This is a genomic window from Pseudarcicella hirudinis (assembly GCF_900115665.1).
Lineage (GTDB): Bacteria > Bacteroidota > Bacteroidia > Cytophagales > Spirosomataceae > Pseudarcicella > Pseudarcicella hirudinis.
Window position 1 is genome coordinate 383114 of sequence record NZ_FOXH01000001.1, and the last position, 20604, is coordinate 403717.

The 20604-nt window shown below is 38.8% G+C and carries 14 protein-coding genes; 9 read left to right on the forward strand and 5 right to left on the reverse strand.

The features are described from left to right. Positions 1-22: 22 nt before the first annotated feature. A complete protein-coding gene (locus tag BM179_RS01350; RefSeq protein WP_092010976.1) occupies positions 23-1462 on the reverse strand; it encodes an APC family permease in 1440 nt (479 codons plus the stop codon). Between the two features lie 179 nt (positions 1463-1641). Here BM179_RS01350 and hemN point away from each other — a divergent pair, with 179 nt between their 5' ends. Beyond that, positions 1642-3003, forward strand: coding sequence for an oxygen-independent coproporphyrinogen III oxidase (gene hemN / locus BM179_RS01355; protein ID WP_092011984.1), 1362 nt, complete (start codon positions 1642-1644; stop codon positions 3001-3003). Between the two features lie 86 nt (positions 3004-3089). Continuing rightward, a complete protein-coding gene (locus BM179_RS01360; protein ID WP_092010979.1) occupies positions 3090-3347 on the forward strand; it encodes a DUF1456 family protein in 258 nt (85 codons plus the stop codon). Positions 3348-3359: 12 nt separating this feature from the next. Here the strand turns inward: BM179_RS01360 and BM179_RS01365 are convergent, their stop codons facing one another. Continuing rightward, entirely contained in the window at positions 3360-3995 is a 636-nt protein-coding gene (locus BM179_RS01365) for a LysE family translocator (protein ID WP_092010982.1), read from the reverse strand. A gap of 166 nt (positions 3996-4161) precedes the next feature. On the opposite strand from BM179_RS01365, the gene BM179_RS01370 reads away from it, so the two are divergent. Together BM179_RS01370 and BM179_RS01375 are read left to right on the forward strand one after the other, a co-directional pair. Next, complete coding sequence (locus BM179_RS01370; RefSeq protein ID WP_092010985.1) at positions 4162-4488, forward strand: hypothetical protein; 327 nt, start codon at positions 4162-4164, stop codon at positions 4486-4488. 69 nt (positions 4489-4557) lie between these two features. After that, a complete protein-coding gene (locus BM179_RS01375) occupies positions 4558-5880 on the forward strand; it encodes a DEAD/DEAH box helicase (RefSeq protein WP_092010987.1) in 1323 nt (440 codons plus the stop codon). A gap of 72 nt (positions 5881-5952) precedes the next feature. Here BM179_RS01375 and BM179_RS01380 read toward each other — a convergent pair whose 3' ends face one another. The 3 genes from BM179_RS01380 to BM179_RS01390 all read right to left on the reverse strand — a co-directional run bounded on the left by BM179_RS01380 (position 5953) and on the right by BM179_RS01390 (position 12937). Further along, a complete protein-coding gene (locus BM179_RS01380) occupies positions 5953-8361 on the reverse strand; it encodes an alpha-L-rhamnosidase-related protein (RefSeq protein ID WP_092010990.1) in 2409 nt (802 codons plus the stop codon). Positions 8362-8535: 174 nt separating this feature from the next. Then, positions 8536-9849 (reverse strand): amidohydrolase family protein, encoded by a 1314-nt coding sequence (locus tag BM179_RS01385; protein WP_092010993.1) that lies wholly within the window; start codon positions 9847-9849, stop codon positions 8536-8538. A gap of 25 nt (positions 9850-9874) precedes the next feature. Next, positions 9875-12937, reverse strand: coding sequence for an amidohydrolase family protein (locus tag BM179_RS01390; protein WP_092010996.1), 3063 nt, complete (start codon positions 12935-12937; stop codon positions 9875-9877). Positions 12938-13346: 409 nt separating this feature from the next. Between BM179_RS01390 and BM179_RS01395 the strand changes: the two genes are divergently transcribed. The 5 genes from BM179_RS01395 to BM179_RS01415 all read left to right on the forward strand — a co-directional run bounded on the left by BM179_RS01395 (position 13347) and on the right by BM179_RS01415 (position 20552). After that, the gene (locus BM179_RS01395) at positions 13347-13919 is read left to right on the forward strand and encodes an RNA polymerase sigma factor (protein ID WP_177219270.1); all 573 of its coding nucleotides are present in this window, start codon (positions 13347-13349) and stop codon (positions 13917-13919) included. A 341-nt stretch (positions 13920-14260) separates the two neighbouring features. Beyond that, a complete protein-coding gene (locus BM179_RS01400) occupies positions 14261-14527 on the forward strand; it encodes a hypothetical protein (RefSeq protein WP_092011003.1) in 267 nt (88 codons plus the stop codon). A 24-nt stretch (positions 14528-14551) separates the two neighbouring features. Further along, complete coding sequence (locus BM179_RS01405) at positions 14552-17581, forward strand: SusC/RagA family TonB-linked outer membrane protein (RefSeq protein ID WP_092011006.1); 3030 nt, start codon at positions 14552-14554, stop codon at positions 17579-17581. A 77-nt stretch (positions 17582-17658) separates the two neighbouring features. Then, the gene (locus BM179_RS01410) at positions 17659-19329 is read left to right on the forward strand and encodes a RagB/SusD family nutrient uptake outer membrane protein (protein WP_092011009.1); all 1671 of its coding nucleotides are present in this window, start codon (positions 17659-17661) and stop codon (positions 19327-19329) included. 176 nt (positions 19330-19505) lie between these two features. After that, the gene (locus BM179_RS01415) at positions 19506-20552 is read left to right on the forward strand and encodes a DUF6807 domain-containing protein (protein ID WP_092011012.1); all 1047 of its coding nucleotides are present in this window, start codon (positions 19506-19508) and stop codon (positions 20550-20552) included. Positions 20553-20604: the final 52 nt, after the last annotated feature.

A 20604-nucleotide genomic window follows, 5' to 3' on the forward strand; every position in this document is an offset into this window, starting at 1 on the left:
TGAAATTGACCAGGTAAATAGATTAATCAGCTTTTTTCTTTCTCCAGAAATAAAAGACCGGAATACCCAAAGCTACGATGCCTACGCCCGCCCATGAAGGAACTGGCTTGAAAATCAGGAGATTGATGCATAGAGCAACGGCAAAAATCAAATAAATTGCCGGAATTAGCGGATAGCCGAAAGCTTTATAAGGTCTGGGAGCATCCGGTTGTCTTTTTCTCAGAATAAATACCCCGGCAATCGTCAGAATATAAAAAACAAGAATAGAAAAAACTGTATAATCAAGTAAATCTCCGTAAGTGCCTGATAAACATAGTAAACATGCCCATACACATTGAATAACCAATGAAAATCCCGGAACACCTTTGCTATTTAAATCCCCTGCTTTTTTGAAGAAAAGTCCATCTTTTGCCATTGCATAATACACTCTCGCTCCTGATAAAATAATTCCGTTGTTACATCCGAAAGTAGAGATCATAATGAAAATAGCCATGATAAATACACCCGGATTTCCAAAAATCATTTCAGCCGCAGCCGTTCCCACACGATCATTGGAAGCAAACATAATACCTCTTGCCAATGTATCTGCGCCTGCAGGAGAGCCTTTGGCAGGTAAAAGCATTAAATAGGCCACATTTGCCAGAATATAAAGTGCGCTTACCGTAAGTGTCCCCAATAATAAGCTCAAGGGAATGTTACGTTTCGGATCTTTAACTTCTCCGGCCGTATAAGTAATGTTATTCCAGGCAGAAGATGAGAATAGAGGACCAATTAAAGCAAGTCCCATTGCTGACCATAAACCTAAACCTGAAAGGTATTTAATATCGACAATTTTGCCTTTTTCGAAAATGATAGTCTGAGGAGTCCAGAACTCTAAAGAGTTAATTTCCCACATACCTACTTTAGTACCCACGATAATACCAATTACGGCAAGAGCCAGTAAAGCTCCGATTTTAGTTACTGTAAAAATTAACTGGACAAGTTTTGCGTTTCTTACGCCTTTCAGGTTGACAAATGTGAGAAATAATATAAGGGCAATGGCAAGTAACTGTTGTGTATCAAAGATGAGAAATTTATGTTCTGTACCAATAATTTTCGGGAAGAGAACACCAGTATATTTGGCAAAAGCTACTGCCACTGCAGCAATGGTTCCTGTTTCTATGACCAGAAAGGTAGTCCAACCAAAAAGAAAACCAACCAAAGGGTTATACGCTTCCCGGAGATAGACATATTGTCCTCCGGCATTGGGCATCATTCCTGCTAATTCTCCATAGGAGAGTGCGGAAATCAAAGTAATTATGCCTGTAATAACCCAGGCAAGTAATAAATAACCCGGAGATCCCAGATTACGGGTAACGTCTGCCGAGACGATAAAAATGCCTGAGCCAATCATTGAACCGATGACAATCATCGTTGAATCAAGTAATCCTAACTCTCTTTTAAATTGTTGATGTTTTTCCATGTTCAAATAAAGCAAAAAAACAACATTCTTACAAATGCATTAAACCTGTCTGAAAAGCATAAAACCAATTATTGTAATAATATGAGTCATTTTGACAATTGATAAAAGTCATTAAGCGGAAAGATTGCAGCAGGTAATTTTGTTCTCAGAAAATGTCAGATCATAATTCCCTGAAAACCATGCAGAATCTTATAGAGAAATACAATGTCCCCGGACCGCGCTATACGAGTTACCCAACTGTACCTTACTGGCAGACAGCTGATTTTAAGGAGGAATTATGGATCGGGTCTTTAAAAAAGGCATTTTCTCAGACTAATTCAGAGAAAGGAATCAGTCTTTATATTCATTTACCCTATTGCGAGAGTCTTTGTACATTCTGTGGTTGCAATAAGCGCATTACAAAAAATCATGCAGTGGAAATGCCCTATATTCAGGCTTTATTAAAAGAATGGAGTCTCTATGCAGGGTATTTTGATGAGAAACCGATAGTTTCAGAAATACATCTCGGTGGCGGGACGCCGACTTTTTTTTCAGCGGAATCACTGGAAAAGCTTTTGCTGGGGATTCTCAATACGGTCAGTCTTTCAAAAGATTTTGAATTCAGTTTTGAAGGACATCCTAATAATACCACTTTCGGACACTTACAAAAATTGTATGATCTTGGTTTCAGGAGGGTAAGTTTCGGTGTACAGGATTATGATCCGATAGTTCAGAAAGCTATTCATCGCATTCAGCCTTTTGAACATGTCAGAAAGGTAACAGATTGGAGCCGGGAAATCGGATATGACTCCATAAGCCATGATTTAGTTTATGGATTGCCTTTTCAAAAGTTATCAGGAATAATTGATACGATTGAGAAAACGATTGCACTTAAACCCGACAGGTTATCTTTTTATTCCTATGCGCATGTGCCCTGGCTGAAAGGAAACGGACAAAGAGGTTACAGAGAGGAGGATTTACCCTCAGCTGTTTTGAAGAGAGAATTATATGAAACGGGCAGGGATTTATTCGAAAAAGCAGGATATTCTGAAATAGGAATGGACCATTTTGCACTTCCGGGAGATAAGATGTTTGCAGCCGCAGGGAATCAGCAGCTGCACAGAAACTTTATGGGTTATACCACCAGCCAGACCAAAGTGCTGATTGGCTTAGGGGTTTCTTCTATCAGTGATTCATGGTATGGTTTTGCCCAGAATACCAAAGATCTGGATAAATATTATGCAATGATTAATGCAAACCAACTGCCGGTTGTGAAAGGCCATATACTTTCCGATGAAGATCTTGTTACCAGAAAACAGATTCTTGATATTATGTGTAATTTATCCGTACAGATAAATGAAGATGACCGGGATTTTGAGGAAAAAAATGTTTTCATGGAAAAAATGGCTGATTTTGAAGCCGATGGTTTATTGAAAATGACAGGAAATAACCTGATTGTTACCGAAAAAGGGAAGGCTTTTCTCCGAAATATTTGCATGGCTTTTGACAAAAGGATGTTAAGAGGAAAATCTGAAGAAAGGCTTTTTTCAAAAACTGTATGATGAATTGCGAGGTATCGTAAGAACATGCATTTTGCAGGAAATCCGGAAGGAAAAGTTAACTTTGCGTAATAAATCCTTTCAAAATTATGTCAAACAACGATATTTTAAAGAAACTCAGAGTGGCTCTTCAATTGAGAGACGATGAGATTGTAGAGATTCTTAAACTGGTGAATTTCAGGGTTTCCAAAGCGGAGATTGGTGCATTTTTCAGAAGTGAAGACCATCCTAATTATAAACCTTGCGGAGATCAGATTCTTAGGAATTTTCTCAACGGTTTGGTTATTCACCTGAGAGGCCCGAAGGAAGAAAAGAAAAATTCTCCGGTAAATTCACCAAAGGCTTAAGACTCAAAAACTTTATTTTGATTTACTGAAAGCCATTTTTAAGGCCAATCCTGCTAAAATTCCTGCCATAAACCATTTCTGTATTTTTATCCAGGCAGGATTTTGTGCAAACCAGACAGCAGTTCTGGCCGCCGATAAAACGATAATAGCATTTACCGTAAAACTTACCGAAATCTGCGTCAGACCTAACTGAAGACTTTGTAACAGAACAGAACCATATTCCGGTTTTATGAATTGCGGAAAGAAAGATAAATAAAACACAGCAACTTTGGGGTTCAGTACATTGGTAAAGAATCCCATGCTGAAAAGTTTCACTGATCTGTCTTCTTTTAAATCACTTCTCATTTCAAAAATCCCCTTGCTGCCTGGTTTTACCGCCTGAATGGCAAGATATAAAAGGTAAAATACGCCTAAAGTTTTTAGAATTGAATAAGCCACAGGAACGGCAAAGAGCACGGCGGTTAAGCCTGCCGAGACCATAACAATATGGAACAGGAAACCGCAAATTACGCCAATCAATGAAATAAGCCCCGCTTTTCTCCCCTGTGTTATTGACCGGGAAATAAGATAAATCATGTTCGGTCCCGGACTAATCACCAGTCCAAATGCTGCCAATGCAAAAAATAATAAGTCTTTTACCGGAATCATGATGATTTTCTTGCTAAAATTGTCATTTTGTTTTGCAAATTACCTTAAAATCTACAGTTTGAGAATAAATTTTCCGCCTGAGAATAAAATTTCCCAAAACATTATTCACTGTTTGATGGTATAGTTATTTGTGATTTTTGCTACTAAGCCATCTTAAATTAAAATTATGAAAGGAAAGTGGAAACGATTTTTTCAAAATCATTTCGAACAAATCAGTAATGCAGCGGAAGAGGGAACTGCAACACCGAATCAGGAGGAAAAAACATGGGATATCCCGATCATCGGCCAGTCCAGGGAAGATGCCCTTAAAAGTATAGACCTGGAAAAAATCAGAGAAAATATTCCGGAAGCCGACATTCCTCAATTATCTGAAGTCGAAGATGATGACTATGATGAGTCGGAAATTCCTGAAATTCCCGACGACATAGTAGAAAAAGAAGTCCTGGAAGACTTTAAACAGAAAATTAAAAGAGTTCGTAAGAAATTGCTTTAGTGACTTGCCGGATTTGTGTCAGAACTAAAAAAAGAACTTCATCAACTCTTTTAGTATTACCTTTGTGGTATGCAAACCAATAATCAGATTCAACAAGTTTTGTCGAATTTAGGGATACCGTCTCTTAATCCAATGCAGGAAGCAGCTCAAAAGGCAATTCTTAACGACAGAAATACACTTTTACTTTCACCGACAGGTTCCGGAAAAACACTGGGATTTCTTTTGCCGGTTCTGCAATTGCTTAATCCTGATAAAAATGCAGTTCAATGCCTTATTCTCACACCATCGAGAGAACTGGCTATCCAAATCGAACAGGTTTGGAAGAAAATGGCTACGGGTTTTAAAGTGAATGTTTGCTACGGCGGGCATGCGATGGCCACAGAAATACAAAATCTGAGTAATCCTCCGGCTTTACTCATTGGTACTCCGGGAAGAATTGCAGATCATTTAACCAGAAAAACTTTTTCTCTTTCCGGCATTCATACGCTCGTATTGGATGAATTTGATAAGTCGCTCGATTTGGGTTTTCAGGATCAGATGTCCTTTATTATCGTGGGACTCAGTAAGCTTAAAAAGCGGGTTTTGGTTTCGGCTACTGCCGGGATTAAAATTCCTGAATTTGCCGGAGTTTCTTCACCAACACTGCTTAATTTCATTCCTAAGGAAGAAGTTAAGACAGGATTGGAGATGAAAATAGTAATTTCTGAAGAAAAGGATAAAGTCAATACATTATTTGATTTGATCTGTTCTTTAAACTCAGAAGCAGCTTTGATTTTTTGTAATCACAGAGATGCTGCCGAGCGTACGAGTGAATTACTGAACGAATCTGGGATTTACTCTGCGTTTTATCATGGTGGAATGGATCAGGATGACCGCGAACGGGCCTTGATTCAATTCAGAAACGGAAGCGTCAATTATCTGGTAACAACCGATCTGGCAGCCAGAGGACTTGATATTCCGGAAATGAAGCATGTTATTCATTATCATCTGCCTTTACAGGAGCATGAATTTGTGCATAGAAATGGCAGAACTGCCCGGATGCATTCTTCAGGCACGGCTTATCTGATTTTTCACAGAAATGAACACCGTCCGGCTTATGTAGATGATTCCCTGGAAGAACTGAGCCTTTCAGAGAATAACCCTCTGCCTCAGCCTCCGGAGTTTTTGACCATTTACATCAGCGGAGGTAAAAAGAATAAGATTAATAAGGTCGATATTGTAGGCTTTTTCTCCCAAAAAGGGAAACTTGAAAAAGAAGATCTGGGTCTTATCGAAGTAAAAGATTTTATCTCATTTGCGGCGGTTAAAAAACAAAAAGTAAAAGATTTACTTAACCGCATCAGAGAAGAAAAAATGAAAGGTAAGAAATATAAAATTGAAGTGGCGAGATAGTATTTGCGGCGAATCTCAGTAAAAATCCTGCTTACAGCTTTTTGATTGTAAGCAGGATTTTTTTGAACACAATTACTCAATACTTATAGTTTGGAAGCCCGCTTTTAAAGGCTGGATTTTTCCTTTCCAGACAAATTTTCCGGAAACATTATCGGGAAGGATAATTTCTCCATTAACGCCATTTCCTTTCCTGCTCAGTTTTACGGAAATCTGACCATTCGGATGTGGCATTTTGCCTTCAATTTTATCCAATTCTCCAAATGCAGGTTGAATCCGGACTTCTTCAAAACCCGGTTGTTCCGGCATAATCCCACAGATTGTTGCCAGAAAATCATAATTAGGAGAAGAAGACCAGGCATGGCAGTCTGATCTGACAGGCTCCGGATTTTCTGCGAAAGTACTAAGCCCTAACTTCAGCATTTCTCTCCAGGGAGTTAATGATTCATAATATTTGTCAGACATATTGGCTTTTTTCAAAGCCTGTGTCAGATAAAATCTGAAATAAAAAGTAGCCTGACTTAAAGACTGGTCATTTAAAACTTTCTCCATCAAAGCCCGTTCTTCCGTTCTGGGTACAGCTCCGGAAAGTACAGCAAAGATTGAAGCATGCTGACTGAATGTTTTCTTTTCAGGAGTATTGGCAACTACTTTCCTGTTTTCATCTAAGCAAAGTTCGTAGGTTGATTTTGCCAGCACATCGGCTAAGGTCCGGTAATAAATAGCTCTTTCTTTATTGCCAAAATACTCAAACAAAGCGGAGGCTTGTTTTAACGTGTAGGCAAATTGAAAAGTCAGGATTGAAGAATTGCCATCAGAAGCCCCTTCAGGAACACCTCCGTTATCTTTCTTTGAGTCCCAGGGCCAGGTAGTATTCCAATCAGCAAAATTCCACCAGCGCATTGGTCCGAGCATGTTTTTATGAGGATCAATTCTTTGTTCATACCAAGCTAAAACCTTCTCAATATTTGGTAAAAAATGCTTTAAAAAGGCATCATCTTTTCTGTGCATCCAATAATCATAATTCATAGAAACCCAAAAAAGGGAGAAAGGAGGAATCACCTGTACAATATTGGATGGATAACGACTTTGCGTAAGCCCTTCCGATAACATCGAATTATCAAAATCCGTTAATGCTTTTCGCATCAATCTATCGTCGCCGCTTACATAGAGTGAGATTAATGACTGAATCCTGGTATCTCCGGTATATTGCAATTGTTCGTAATAGGGGCAATCGAAATACGTTTCGCCTCCGCATAAGCGTGCCGTACGCCAGCCTACATTCCAGATATTTTTCAGATTCTGGTCATTGCTTGAAAAAGATGCTTTTTCTTCAAAAGGATAAGCCGTGAAGATCCCTTTGAAAGAATTAATAATAAGCGGATCATTTTGGGTTTCAATGTTCAGTTCTATATAACGGTAAGTCCGGAACCACAAAGGTCTGAAGGTTCGCAGTGCAGTTCCGTCCGGTCTGAAAATATCATAATTGCCTGAAATCTCTTTTCCTTCTATGACATTCCTGTTACCTTTTTGTCTTTTCGCATCGATTAAAGCTTCCGCATAAGTTAGTTTTACTGAAGCGTTTTTACCTCCTGAAACGCTGAGTTCCGGATAGGCTGTTGTTTCAAAAGATTGATCCAGTAAAATGGTGACTTTAGATTTCGCCGGAATAGTCAGTATCCCTTTGCCTTTTAACCAGTCGGTATGAATCGGAGATGTTAAACCGCTGACTCTTCTGATTTCCTGAATTTCCTGTTCTTTTTCCTCCATTTGAGGAATTTGCCTGGGAACCAGATACCAGCCGGCTCCTGTTCCTGCCCCGTATGGAAAACCTGGCTCTAGTCCTTTGGCATTTTGCCAGGAAATATCTGAAAATTCAGGTTTTTCCCATCCGAAAATATAAGCGGAGGCGGAAACATCTTCTCCGCAGCCTGTTACCATGAAAGCCTGCATTTTTGCACCATCTATGGGGATGCTTTTATAGGCTTTATTCTCTGTAACCTTCCAGCTTTTATTGGTGTTAAGTATAGCTTCATTTTCTGAATTTCCCTGTAAAATAAAGGCTGTTTTATTGCTGATTTGCGCCCAGGGTTTATCTTCTCCGAAATTCCAGACTACCGAAGCTATCACATTGGTACCCGCATGAAGAAATGGTGCAATATCAATAGTTTCAAAATTCCAATGCATTAAATCTCCTCTTGCAGGTCCTGCAAGTGCATAATGTCCGTTTACAAATAAGCGATAACGATTGTCTCCTGAAACATGTACGACAAAACTTTTGGGTTTCTGAGATAATTCGAAGGTTTTCCTGAAGTGAAATACTCCAAAATCTTTTAGAGAAACGCCAGGAGGGGCAATCCATTCTGCCTTCCATTTATAAGTGAGAATATCCGGGGCAATCAAAGTGTTATTCTGCGCTTCTGCCTTGAAAAACAGAATAAGAGCGGGCAATAAACAGAAGATGCGTATGTTTTTAAGAAGCATTTAGTTAAATGGCTTGAATTGGTTTATGAATCTGACATTGATTTTATAAAAGGGAATTTATGAAATATTATTTGAATAATTAACAGTATCTGTTTTCAGCAAAGCCTGAAAGATTATAAAAAGTGAAAGCCCGTTTCAACTTGAAACGGGCTTTCACTCCAGAGATATTTATAACTATTTACCGTACTTTTCAGCGTATTTTCGGTAAAGACGTTTTTGCTTATCATCAAGGTCAACTTTCTTGCCCTGAATAAAAGCCTGCTCAACTTTAGCGGTGCGCATATCCAGCAAATCTCCTTCTGAAACAACAAGTGTAGCATGTTTGCCTTTTTCAAGCGTTCCTACTACTTCGTCAATTCCCAGGATTTTAGCGGTATTTGAAGTAATCAGTTTCAAAGCGTCTTCTTTGCTCATACCGTAGCCTGCTACTGTTCCGGCAAGGAATGGCAGATTGCGGGTACGCCAGTTAAGACCGATATAACCTAAACCGACCAACACACCTTTTTGCGACAATAACTGAGGTAATTTATAAGGTAAGTCCGTGTCATCATCCGGACGGTTTGGTAAACGGTGAGTAGTATTTACAATGATAGGAATACTGTTTTCCTTCAGGAAATCAGCCACCGATAATGATTCTTCTCCGCCGATGATAACGATTTTCTTAACACCTTTTGACTTGGCAAACTGTACTGCTTCAAGAATTTCTTTGGCATAATCTGCTCCGATGTACAGGTTTTTGCTTCCGTCAAACAAACCCTTCATCGCTTCCATTTTTACATTAACCGGAAAAGGATTTTTGATTTGTGCATAGGCAATGGCATCATTAAAGGTTTTATCAATTTCTCTCAGCTGTTCATCACGCTTATCGTTTTTCTTTTGGATAAAAGTAAAAGTCTCAACGTTGAGTTCACGTTTGAAATAACCTACCCAGTTCAAATGTACACCGTCATCTTTCTTTAAAACAGCATCTTCCCAGTTCCAGCCATCTAATTGCATTACAGATGACATCCCGGTGATAATATCTCCAAGCGGTGTCGCCTGAGTAAGTAAAATACCATTTCCTCTTACTGTAGGAATCAGCTCTGAGTCGGTGTTATAGGCAATTAAAGATCTCACGTGAGGGTTAATGGCACCAACTTCTGTTTGGTCATCCGTCGCTCTTACAGCCGAGATTTCAACCATACCTAATTGATTGGCCGGAGAAATCAAGCCAGGATAAACATGTTTTCCGGAAACATTGATTATTTCGGTATTGGTTTTGTCAAAATTTGTAGAAGCATCTCCAACTGCAGTGATTTTTCCTTTGTCAAAAACAATCGTACCATTTGAAATTACCTGACCATTTCCAACGTGAATTGTTGCACCGGTGAGTGCAATTGCTTTTCCCTGAGGTCCACCAGGAGCCTGATTCTGCGCATAAGATGAATTTCCAAGGAAACCCAAACCTCCCAGCATTAAGATTTTGAATATATTTTTGATGTTTTTCATCTGATTGTCGTCAATTTTTGAATTATTATTTTCCTGAATCGCTGTGTGTAGTCTCAGCATCGGCTCCTACGATAACACTTCCTTCTTCCATGGTATCACAATGCATTAATTTGGCCTTTTTACCTTCAGGTTTCACGGTAGCAGCACCACCTGCTTTTGCACTCAGCATTTTCTGGATTAAGCGATTACGCTCAGAGGCAATTTTTTCACGTAAGACAAGGTCTTTTTCGATGTCAAAATAGATAGCTCCGTCGATAATACTTTTTTCAGGTTTTGCATATACAGAGAGCGGATTGTTGTTCCATAGAACAACATCAGCTTCTTTGCCAGCTTTGATACTTCCCATACGGCTGTCGAGGTGCATCATTTTAGCAGGATTTAAGGTTACCATTTTCCAGGCTTCTTCTTCTGAAATTCCGCCATACAATACGGTTTTTGCGGCTTCCTGATTCAAACGACGAGCCATTTCAGCATCATCAGAGTTGATAGAAGTGTTAATTCCGACTTTAGACATCAACGCAGCGTTAAAAGGAATGGCTTCTTTTACTTCCATTTTATAAGCCCACCAGTCGGAGAAAGTCGAACCGCTTGCTCCATGCGCTTTCATTTTATCCGCAACTTTATAACCCTCGAGGATATGTGTGAAAGTGTTTATTTTGAAACCTAAAGAATCAGCTACTTTCATCAGCATGTTAATCTCAGACTGTACATATGAGTGACAGGTAATGAAACGTTTTTTATTGAGAATTTCAACCAAAGCATCTAATTCCAAATCACGGCGGGGAGGTGTTAAAGAGGCTTTATTCGCAGCCTTATTGTAGTCATTCCATGATTTTTCGTATTCTTTTGCTCTGAGGAATGCATCCATCATCACCTGTTCCACACCCATTCTGGTTTGAGGGAATCTGATTCTTGCACGATCTCCCCAGTTTGCCTGTTTTACGTTTTCTCCTAAAGCAAATTTGATAAAGCCATCCATGTTTTTAATCTTCATTGCTTCAGCCGTTTCTCCCCACTTTAATTTAATAATAGCTGACTGACCGCCAATGCAATTAGCAGAACCATGTAATAACTGAGAAGAAGTAACTCCACCGGCCAGCTGACGATAAATGTTTACGTCTTCCGGATTAACAACATCTTCCATTCTTACTTCAGCAGAAACAGATTGTGTGCCTTCATTGACAGATACCAGCGCAATATGAGAGTGTTCATCAAAAATTCCGTTTGTGAGATGTTTTCCTGTTCCGTCAATTACTTTTGCGCCGGTTGAAGAAAGGTTTTTACCAACCTGTGCAATTTTTCCGTTTTGAAGCAAAACATCTGTATTTTGAAGAATCCCTCCTTTTTCGTTAGTCCATACCGTAGCATTTTTAATAAGGATTGTCTCGGTTTTAGGCTTCTCTTCGCTGCCATAAGTACCAAAAGGGAAGGTGATTTTTCCCAATTCAGGAACCGCTTTCTTTGCTGTATCAGCTTTCGCCGGAGTCTCCTTGTAAGCGTCTTTTAAACTGGCAAGAAATGAAGTGTATGTACCTTCGCCATTTTCACCTGAGCCTTTGATGGTATTTTTATCATATAATGCACTGATTCTGGTATCGCCCTTGTCTTTCTTAGGATCCGTCTTGAAAATAAAGGTCAGGAGATTTCCTGAACGGCTTACTTTAGGCGTTACTTTGATAGAATCCGTTACGATAATCTGATATTCAGGTTTTTCAGCCTTTCCGGAAATATTCAATTTTAAACCAGATTTAGAACCCAGTATCAAATCATAATTTCCTCTAAGGTCAGCAACGGCCAAATCAGCCAAAACATATTTTTTACCTTTTACCCAGTTTTCATAAACAATACTTCCGTCTTTAAAGATGTTATCGGAAGTGATTAAGAAATTGGCCAGTAATCCCGGTTTCAGGCTGCCTACTTTATCTTCTACTTTTAAAAGCTGTGCAGGTACGGAAGTCAGGGCTGCTAAAGCCGCTTTCTCATCTAAGCCATATTCAACGGCTTTGCGCAGATTGGTCAAAAAGTCTGATTTGTTCTTTAAATTGCTTGAGGTAAAAGCAAAAGGAATATTAGCTTTGGCTAAATAGGATGCATTTGCCGGAGCCAGCTCCCAGTGTTTCATTTCTGCCAATGTAACTACACTTGCATCAAAAGGATCTTCAACATCATAGGCAGAAGGAAAATTCAGTGGAATTATTAAAGCTGCTCCGCTTGCTTTAATATCATCAATTCTTTGGTATTCATCACCAAAACCTTTGTAAATATATTGAACGCCAAATTCTTTGGCTATTTTTTCAGCACGAAGAATATTGAGTTTGTCATTTGCTTCAAAAACCTGCGGAATACCCTGATTCTGGTTAAAGGCATCTAATGAGATGTTGAATTCCGTGTTTTTCTTTGCTTTTTTATACCAATCCGCATCATAGTATGTCTGGCGGAGCAGCGCAACAGAACCCATCAATGAATTAGGATAATCTTGCGTTGAGCTCCCTTTTGAGAAAGAATAATGTGCAGAAACCTTACTTTTTAACAAAGCTTCCTGGTCTCTTCCGTCAATCAGGGCAATCAAGGAAGACGTTCCTCTTACAATACCATCCTGAATATGAGATACTACTGCTCCGAACCCGAGTTTTCTTAATTCTTCAGCCTGAGCTGAATTTCCTGTGAAAAGAGCTGCCGCATCATTTTCCGGAAGAATAGCCTGATTCCAGTTATAAGCTCCCGGTTTTTTAGATTCGAATTGGGGATCTCCTCTGAAAGCTCTTGCTTCTTTTTTGGTTTCAGGTGAACCATAGGAAGAATAGGGTTCAACAAAGGAAGGATAAATCCGTTTGCCTTTCAGATCAATAATGGTGGTTCCGGCGGGAATAGCAATGTTTTTGCCTACCGCTTCGATAACAGAACCTTTAATTAAAAGAGTAGCTCCTTCAATTGTAGTACCGGCATCCTGAATGATTGTGGCATTTGTAAAGGCGTACAGGTTAGGTCTTTCGTCCTGAACACCATTTCTAGGGAAGGTGAGTGTCTGAGCGTGTAATGCTACTGCTGACAACCATAATAAACAAATGGTTCTGAAGAGTTTCCTCATAGAGTTTTGATTTTTAGGTAATGAAGTAAATAAAAATTATCCCGAATTGCCTTTTGTTAATTGAAGTATTTCGGTTACACAAATATAATCAATGAAGCAGAATTTCATTGCCGATTAAAAAATGATATGCTGTAATTAGGGCGATTTGTTTTTGAAATCAGATGCGGTCATTTAATTAGGGAAAAGAATCTTTTGTTTTCAGCTTTAAAAATAAGTTTTTCTGAAATTCTGAATGTAAACGTTTCCGTAAACGTTTACAGAAAAATATTCAAAAAAAGCCTTGAATAATACTATTTTATACTATTAAATTAGTGAAAGGATTCAGGAAAACGGGGCTATTTCCATTTTCAGAGACCTAATTGAAGACAAAACCAAGATGGATAAAAATTTTACTTTTCCTCAAAAATCAATGACTAAAATTTACGACGAAGAAGCGTTATGGGATGCTTTCAGAACAGGTGACCATGAAGCATTTACTAAGATTTACAAAAGCTATGTAAATGTGCTTTATAGTTACAGTACAGGTATAACCCAGGACCGTGAACTTATAAAAGATTGTTTGCATGATTTGTTTGTGGAATTGTGGAGAAATCATGCTACAATAGGCAAGACTACTTCGATTAAATATTATCTGATGGCTTCAATCAAAAGAAAATTAGTTCGTCAACTGGAAAATCAGCAGAAACATTTCCAGCATCAGGCGAATTACTATTCCGAGAATCCTGATTTTGTGCTTTCTCATGAAACGGCCATGCTTTCTATTGAGGATGAAAATAAGGTTGGTTTTCTTCTGAATGATTCTTTCCGGTTTTTAAGTAAACGTCAGAAAGAGGCACTTTCTCTTCGTTACTTTCATGACATGGATACTGATCAGATTTCAACTTTCATGAAAATTAATCCTCAGTCTGTTTATAATCTGATTTTCGGAGCCTTGAAAATTCTGAAGGAACATCTCCGGGGTGAACAGCTGGCCTGGTATTAATCCGATTTCTTCCCGTACTTAAAGAGTCATAATTATTACGGAATAATTGCTTTGTTGCAATTACTCTGAGAAAACTCTGTACTTCCTGTTTTATTAATCCTTTGCTAATATGCTGATTTTGAACTGACAAAAACATTGGTAGCGGTAATTTATTGCCGCTCATGCTGAATTTGAAACCTCTTTAATATTTTAACGTACAGTCAGTATCGGACATCTTCATGTAGTAGCATCTGCATAATACTAAGTTCCAACTTTCATTTTTTTTAAATCTTTTGAGTAGAAAACCAGGGGGCTTGGCTTTGGGTATAAAGTGTAAATTATTCTTAGAATAGTGAAATTTTATGAATCAAAAGAGGTTTGCCAGTATTAAGCAATTTCAAGTCGAAGATTTTATCTCGGATAAGGAATTTATTCATTGGGTCAGGAACCCGGATGATCAGGTACTTTCAGATTTCTGGAAAACGTTTCAACTATTTTTTCCACAAAAAATCCCTGAAATGGAGTTAGCCAAAGAATTAATTCAAAAAGAACAGACAGAGGACCAGCTCGACGAAACTGAAATTGACAAGCTCTGGGAATCGATCTGTAAAACAATTAATAAAAAATAAACATATACTAAAACAAAAAATCCTATGAAAAAACTATTACAAAAGTGGTTATTAGGCACCGTTGGCGTTCTGATAAGCCTATCCAGCTTCGGGCAGATCAATGTCTCGGGGACTGTCACCGGGGCAGAGGATGGAAAAGGTGTTCCGGGCGTGAGTATTTCAGTAAAAGGTACAACGAAGGGTACTAATTCTGACGGAGAAGGTAATTTTAAAATTTCTGTAGCTAATAATAAAGCCGTACTTGTTTTCAGTGCAGTCGGATTTAACTCACAGGAAATAACCGTTGGCTCAAAAAGTGTTATTAACGTAGTACTTGAATCTGACATCAAATCATTAAGTGAAGTAGTGGTAGTAGGTTATGGTACTCAAAAGAAAAGCCAGTTGACCGGAGCTATCTCATCTGTTACGGCAAAGCAAATCACTGAAATGCCGATTACCAACCTGGGACAGGCTATGCAGGGACGCGTTGCCGGTGTGGACGTTGCACAGTCAGGTAGTAAACCTGGTACAGTTCCGAAAGTATTGATTCGTGGTCGTCGTTCATTTAACGCTGGTAACGATCCTCTTTATGTAGTAGATGGTATTCCTTTGGCAGGTGGTTATGAAGACCTTAACCCAAATGACGTTGCTTCAATGGAAATTCTGAAAGATGCTTCTTCTACAGCGATTTATGGAGCAAGAGGAGCAAACGGAGTTGTACTTATTACAACAAAAAGAGGTGCGCCGAAAGGAAAGACCGTTATCAGCTATGATACTTATGTAGGTGTTACAGATGCTTTGGATAAAATCAAACTTTTTAACGGAGCAGAATATGCCGAAATGAAACGTGAGTCCCGCAGAACAATCGGTACTTATAAAGATGCAAACGGAAACCTTGTTCCGACAGGAGTAGCTGATGCTTTTGCTGACTCAAAATTATTCGAAGCTGTGGAATTAGATGGTATTGCCAATAACAGAACAACTGATTATCAGTCAATGATGCTTCGTCAGGGTTTCCAGCAAAACCATACAATTGGTGTGCAGGGCGGTAATGAAAAAACTCAGTTTTATATTTCAGGTGGTTTCTTCCAGGATAAAGGTATTATTCCGGGGTTGGATTATTCACGTACCTCTCTTCGTGTTAACATTGATCACCAGATCAATAAAGCGGTAAAAGTCGGTATTTCTTCTTATATGATGTACAGCTTGAGAAATGGTGCTAACAGAAGCCCTTATGGTGCAACGCTGGCTCAAAACCCGTTGGCTAAAGCATATGATGATCAGGGAAATATCATTTTCTCACAAACCAGTGATGCTTTGCTTACAAACCCGATGGCAGAACTTGTTCCGGGTGCTCAGGTAGATGAAACTAAAAAATACCGTATTTTCAATAGTATTTACGCTGAGGTTAATATCCTTGAAGGTTTGAAATACCGTGTAAACTTTGGTCCTGACTTTAATACACAAAGAATCGGCCGTTTTATTGGTGCGCAAACGAATGATATCAAAGGTGGTAACCCTAAAGCAGCTGATACTACAAGATTAGGCTTTAACTATACCCTTGAAAACATTGTTACTTACAGCAAAAGATTCAATAAAGTTCACAATTTCCTCTTTACAGCTTTACACTCAATCCAGAGAGACAATTATGAAGTGACTGGTATCGGTGTACAGGGCGTTCCGGTTGAAACTCAGCAGTTTTATAATTTAGGTAACGCAAGTACCGTATTAGATTATAAGAGCTCACTTACTGAATGGACATTGAACTCTTATATGGCTCGTATCAACTACGACTACAATGATAAATACTTACTGACACTGACACTTCGTCGTGATGGTTCAAGCCGTTTCGGAGAAAATACCAAATACGGTAATTTCCCGGGTATCGCAGTAGCATGGAATTTGAGTAATGAGCCTTTTATGAGAGATATTACCAGCCTTGACCAGTTGAAAATCCGTGCCAGCTATGGTTCAGTAGGTAACCAGGGGGTTGCTCCGTATCAGACACAAGGTTTATTAGGCCGTACATCTTATGCATGGAATAACACTGCTGCATACGGTTATCGTCCAAATACAATCGGTAACCCTGATTTGAGATGGGAAACATCAACTTCTAAAAACATAGGGGTAGATTTTAGTTTCTTCAGAGGAAGATTGTCAGGTTCATTGGAATTGTATCAGACAAATACTACAGATTTATTACTTTCTGATCAATTGCCTACTTCAGTTGGTTTCAACTCAGTTACACGTAACGTTGGTGAAACCCGTAACAGAGGTATTGAGTTAAGTTTGTCAACAGTTAACGTTGATTCAAAAAGCGGATTCAAATGGTCAACTGATTTCACATTCACTAAAAACTCAGAAGCAATTCTTTCTTTATACAACGGAGCAATTGATGATCCGGGTAACAAATGGTTCATCGGCTATCCGCTTACAGAATTCTATGATTACAAAAAAGCAGGTATCTGGCAGACAAGCGAAGCAGATCTTGCTAAATCTTATGGAAGTACAGTCGGACAGATTAAAGTACAGGATACAAACGGTGATGGTAAAATTACAGCAGATGACCGCGTATTGTTAGGTTCTGATATTCCTGATTTCAGCGGAGGTATCACAAACCGTTTCAGCTACAAAGGTTTTGATTTATCATTCTTTGTCTATGCCCGCGTAGGTCAGATGATTTTGAGTAAATTCCACCAGAACAGTAACTATCTTCAAGGTCGTTACAACCAGATTAAAGTTGATTACTGGACTCCGAACAATCCGACTAACGAATTCCCAAGACCAAACTTTAACCAGGAATTCCCTGCTTACAACACTGCAATCATTTATTTTGATGGTTCATTCGTGAAAGTTCGTAACATTAACTTCGGTTATACTTTCCCTGATAAAGTTGCTAAGAAATTCGGTATGCAGTCGTTACGTCTTTACACAAGTATTCAGCAACCATTTATTTTCTCATCATACCGCTCAAAATACAACGGTGTTGACCCTGAGACTTCAGATGGAAACGTAAACAACGACGTTACACCTGCAACAAGAGTTATGACATTTGGTTTAAATGTTAAGTTCTAAGTATTTGGATTAATACTCAAAACTTCAAGTCATTAATGTTGACTCTCAATTACTTACAATTATTAATTCGAAAGACAATGAAACATTCATATTTTATAAAATCAATAAAAACCTTAAGTGTTTTGGCCTGCTTGTTTGTCAGCCAATCATGTAAAGATGTTCTGAAGGAGGAAGTAATCTCCAACATTGGCAGTGATTACATTAATACTGCTGCCGGCTTCAATGCTGCAGTGAATGCTGCATACTCTTCATTGAGAAGTTTCTATGGTACAGAAAGAGGGGTAACCATGACAGAATACGGTACCGACCTTTATCAGGCAGGTGCTGATGGTAGTTTTAAAGGTTTCCATTTCTATGATTCCCAATTAATCGGTACAGTAAGTATCATTCAGGAGTTGTGGGATGAAACTTATAAAGGAATCAATACCTGTAATGCAGTAATTGACAGAGCTCCTAAAATCACAGGAATTACAGATGCGGTTAAAAAACAGAGAGTTGCAGAAATGAAATTTCTGAGAGCTCATTTTTACTTCATCCTGTTACAGCAATTCGGCGGGGTAGATTTACGCCTTTCTGAAACAGTTGTACCAACTAAAGTAACAAAGAGAGCTTCTGAAGCAGATATGTATAAAGCAATTATTGCTGATTTGGAAGCTGCATTGCCTGATCTGGAAAAAACAGCAAAAGCGTCAGACTATGGCCGTGCCACTAAAGCTGCTACTGAGCATTTGTTAGCCCGTGTTTATCTGACAAAAGCAACTTCTTCTGCAAAAGCTTCTGATGATTATGCAAAGGCTGCTACTTATGCCCAGACTGTAATCAGCAGTTACGGTTTCAAATTATTACCTGACTTTGCCAGTGTATTTACGCAAGGTGCCGGAGAGATCAATGATGAGGTGATTTTCTCTATTCAATATACTTCAGATCCATTGACAGATGGTGCCGGAAATACACTTCACTTGTATTTTGGTATGCAATACGATGTTCAGGCCGGTATGCAGCGTGATATTATTTATGACCGACCATTTAAGCGTTTGAAACCTACTACTTATGCTTTGGAGACTGTATTTAAAGATCGTGTGAACGATAGCCGTTATAAAAAGACATTCAGAGATACCTGGTTGTGTAACACAGCCGGAGGAACATTTACCAACGTATTTGATAACTCTAAAAAATCTGTGACTTTCAAACCGGGTGATACAACCATTTATATTCCTGGAGTAGAATGGACTCTGGCTCAGCGTGCAGCAAAACCTTATCAGGTTCTGGTACCAAGTTTATATAACCAGGCGCTTTTCCCGACATTGGTTAAATTTATGGATCCGCTTCGTCCTGATAAAACATACGAAGCTGGTAGCCGTGATTATTTAGCTTTCCGTTTAGCTGATACATATTTGATTTTAGCAGAAGCGCAGTTGTTGCAAGGCAAAACTAAAGAAGCAACAGATGCTATCAATATGGTTCGCCGCCGTGCGGCCTGGCCGGGAAAAGAATCGGCTATGGAAATAACTCAGGCACAGATGACAATGGATTTCCTGATGGAAGAACGTGGTCGTGAATTGCTTGGTGAACAAACCCGCTGGTTAGATTTGAAACGTTGGGGAAATCTTGTTCCAAGAGTTAAACAATATAACTCTGATGCTGCAGCGAATATTAAAGATACTCACGTTTTGAGACCGATTCCTCAGACGCAGATCGACAGATCGCAGGGAGGAGCATCCGGATTCCCACAAAACCCGGGGTATTAATTTAACATGCTTATCTGAAAGCCGGGCAATCTGCCCGGCTTTTTTATTGAAACTAAGGGGAGTACCAGTGTCTTTTAGTATGAATAATACTCTTTATTTTGAGTAAAAAATGCATTATTTCAACTTTGGTTATTAAATCGTTTAATTCACAACCAATTCTTTTAAATCTGTAATTTATGAAACGTTACTTTATAATGGCTGCTCTGACCTTGTTTGGTACAGGATTATATGCACAAAATAAAAAAGACCGGATTCAACTTGTTATTAAGGATGCTGAACATAAGATTAATGTATTAGTGGATGGAAAACCGTTTACTGATTATTTCTTTCCAAGTGATTCTATCCTGAAAAAGCCTGTTTTGTTCCCGATTTTAACCTCAAAAGGAACAACTATTACCAGGGGATATCCGTTTGCTACCAGAGCAGGCGAGCGTGTAGATCACCCGCACCATGTAGGCATGTGGCTTAATTATGAGTCGGTGAATGGCTTTGATTTCTGGAATAACTCGACTGCTATTAAAGACAGATCAAAATATGGAACAATCAAACATACCGGAATTGTGCAGACAAACGGAGGTTACGGCAAAGCTACTTTAAAGGTTACTGCTGACTGGATCGACACGGATGGAAAAGGAAAGACTTTATTGAAGGAAAAAACTACCTACGTTTTCCATGCAAACGGAGATCAGAGAATCATAGATCGTATTACAACATTAACAGCTCTGAATGAAAAGGTTGTCTTCAATGATGTGAAAGACGGAATGTTTGCAATCCGTGTGGCCCGTGAATTGGAGCATCCTTCTGATAAACCTGATGTTTTTGTAGATGCTAATGGTATTCAGACAAAAGTAGATAAGCTTGATAATACAGGAATTACCGGGAAATACCATACCAGCGAAAATATAGATGGAGAAGCTGCCTGGAGTACAAGGGCAAGATGGGCTAATTTAGGCGGAAAAATCAAAAATGAAGATATTTCAATTTGTATTATTGATCACCCTAAAAATGTAAATTATCCAACGTATTGGCATGCAAGAGGTTATGGTTTATTTGCTGCTAACCCGCTCGGAGAAAAGGTTTTTACAAACGGTAAAAAAGAATTGAATTATACGCTTGAACCAAATCAGTCTGTAACCTTCAGGTACAGAACCGTTATTACTTCAGGAAAAACAAGTGATGCACAGTTTAATAAACTGGCCGATGAATTTGCCAAAAGTGAATAGCTTCAGCAAAATTTCAGAATGCAGGAGGAATCTTACTTAAGGTTCCTCTTTT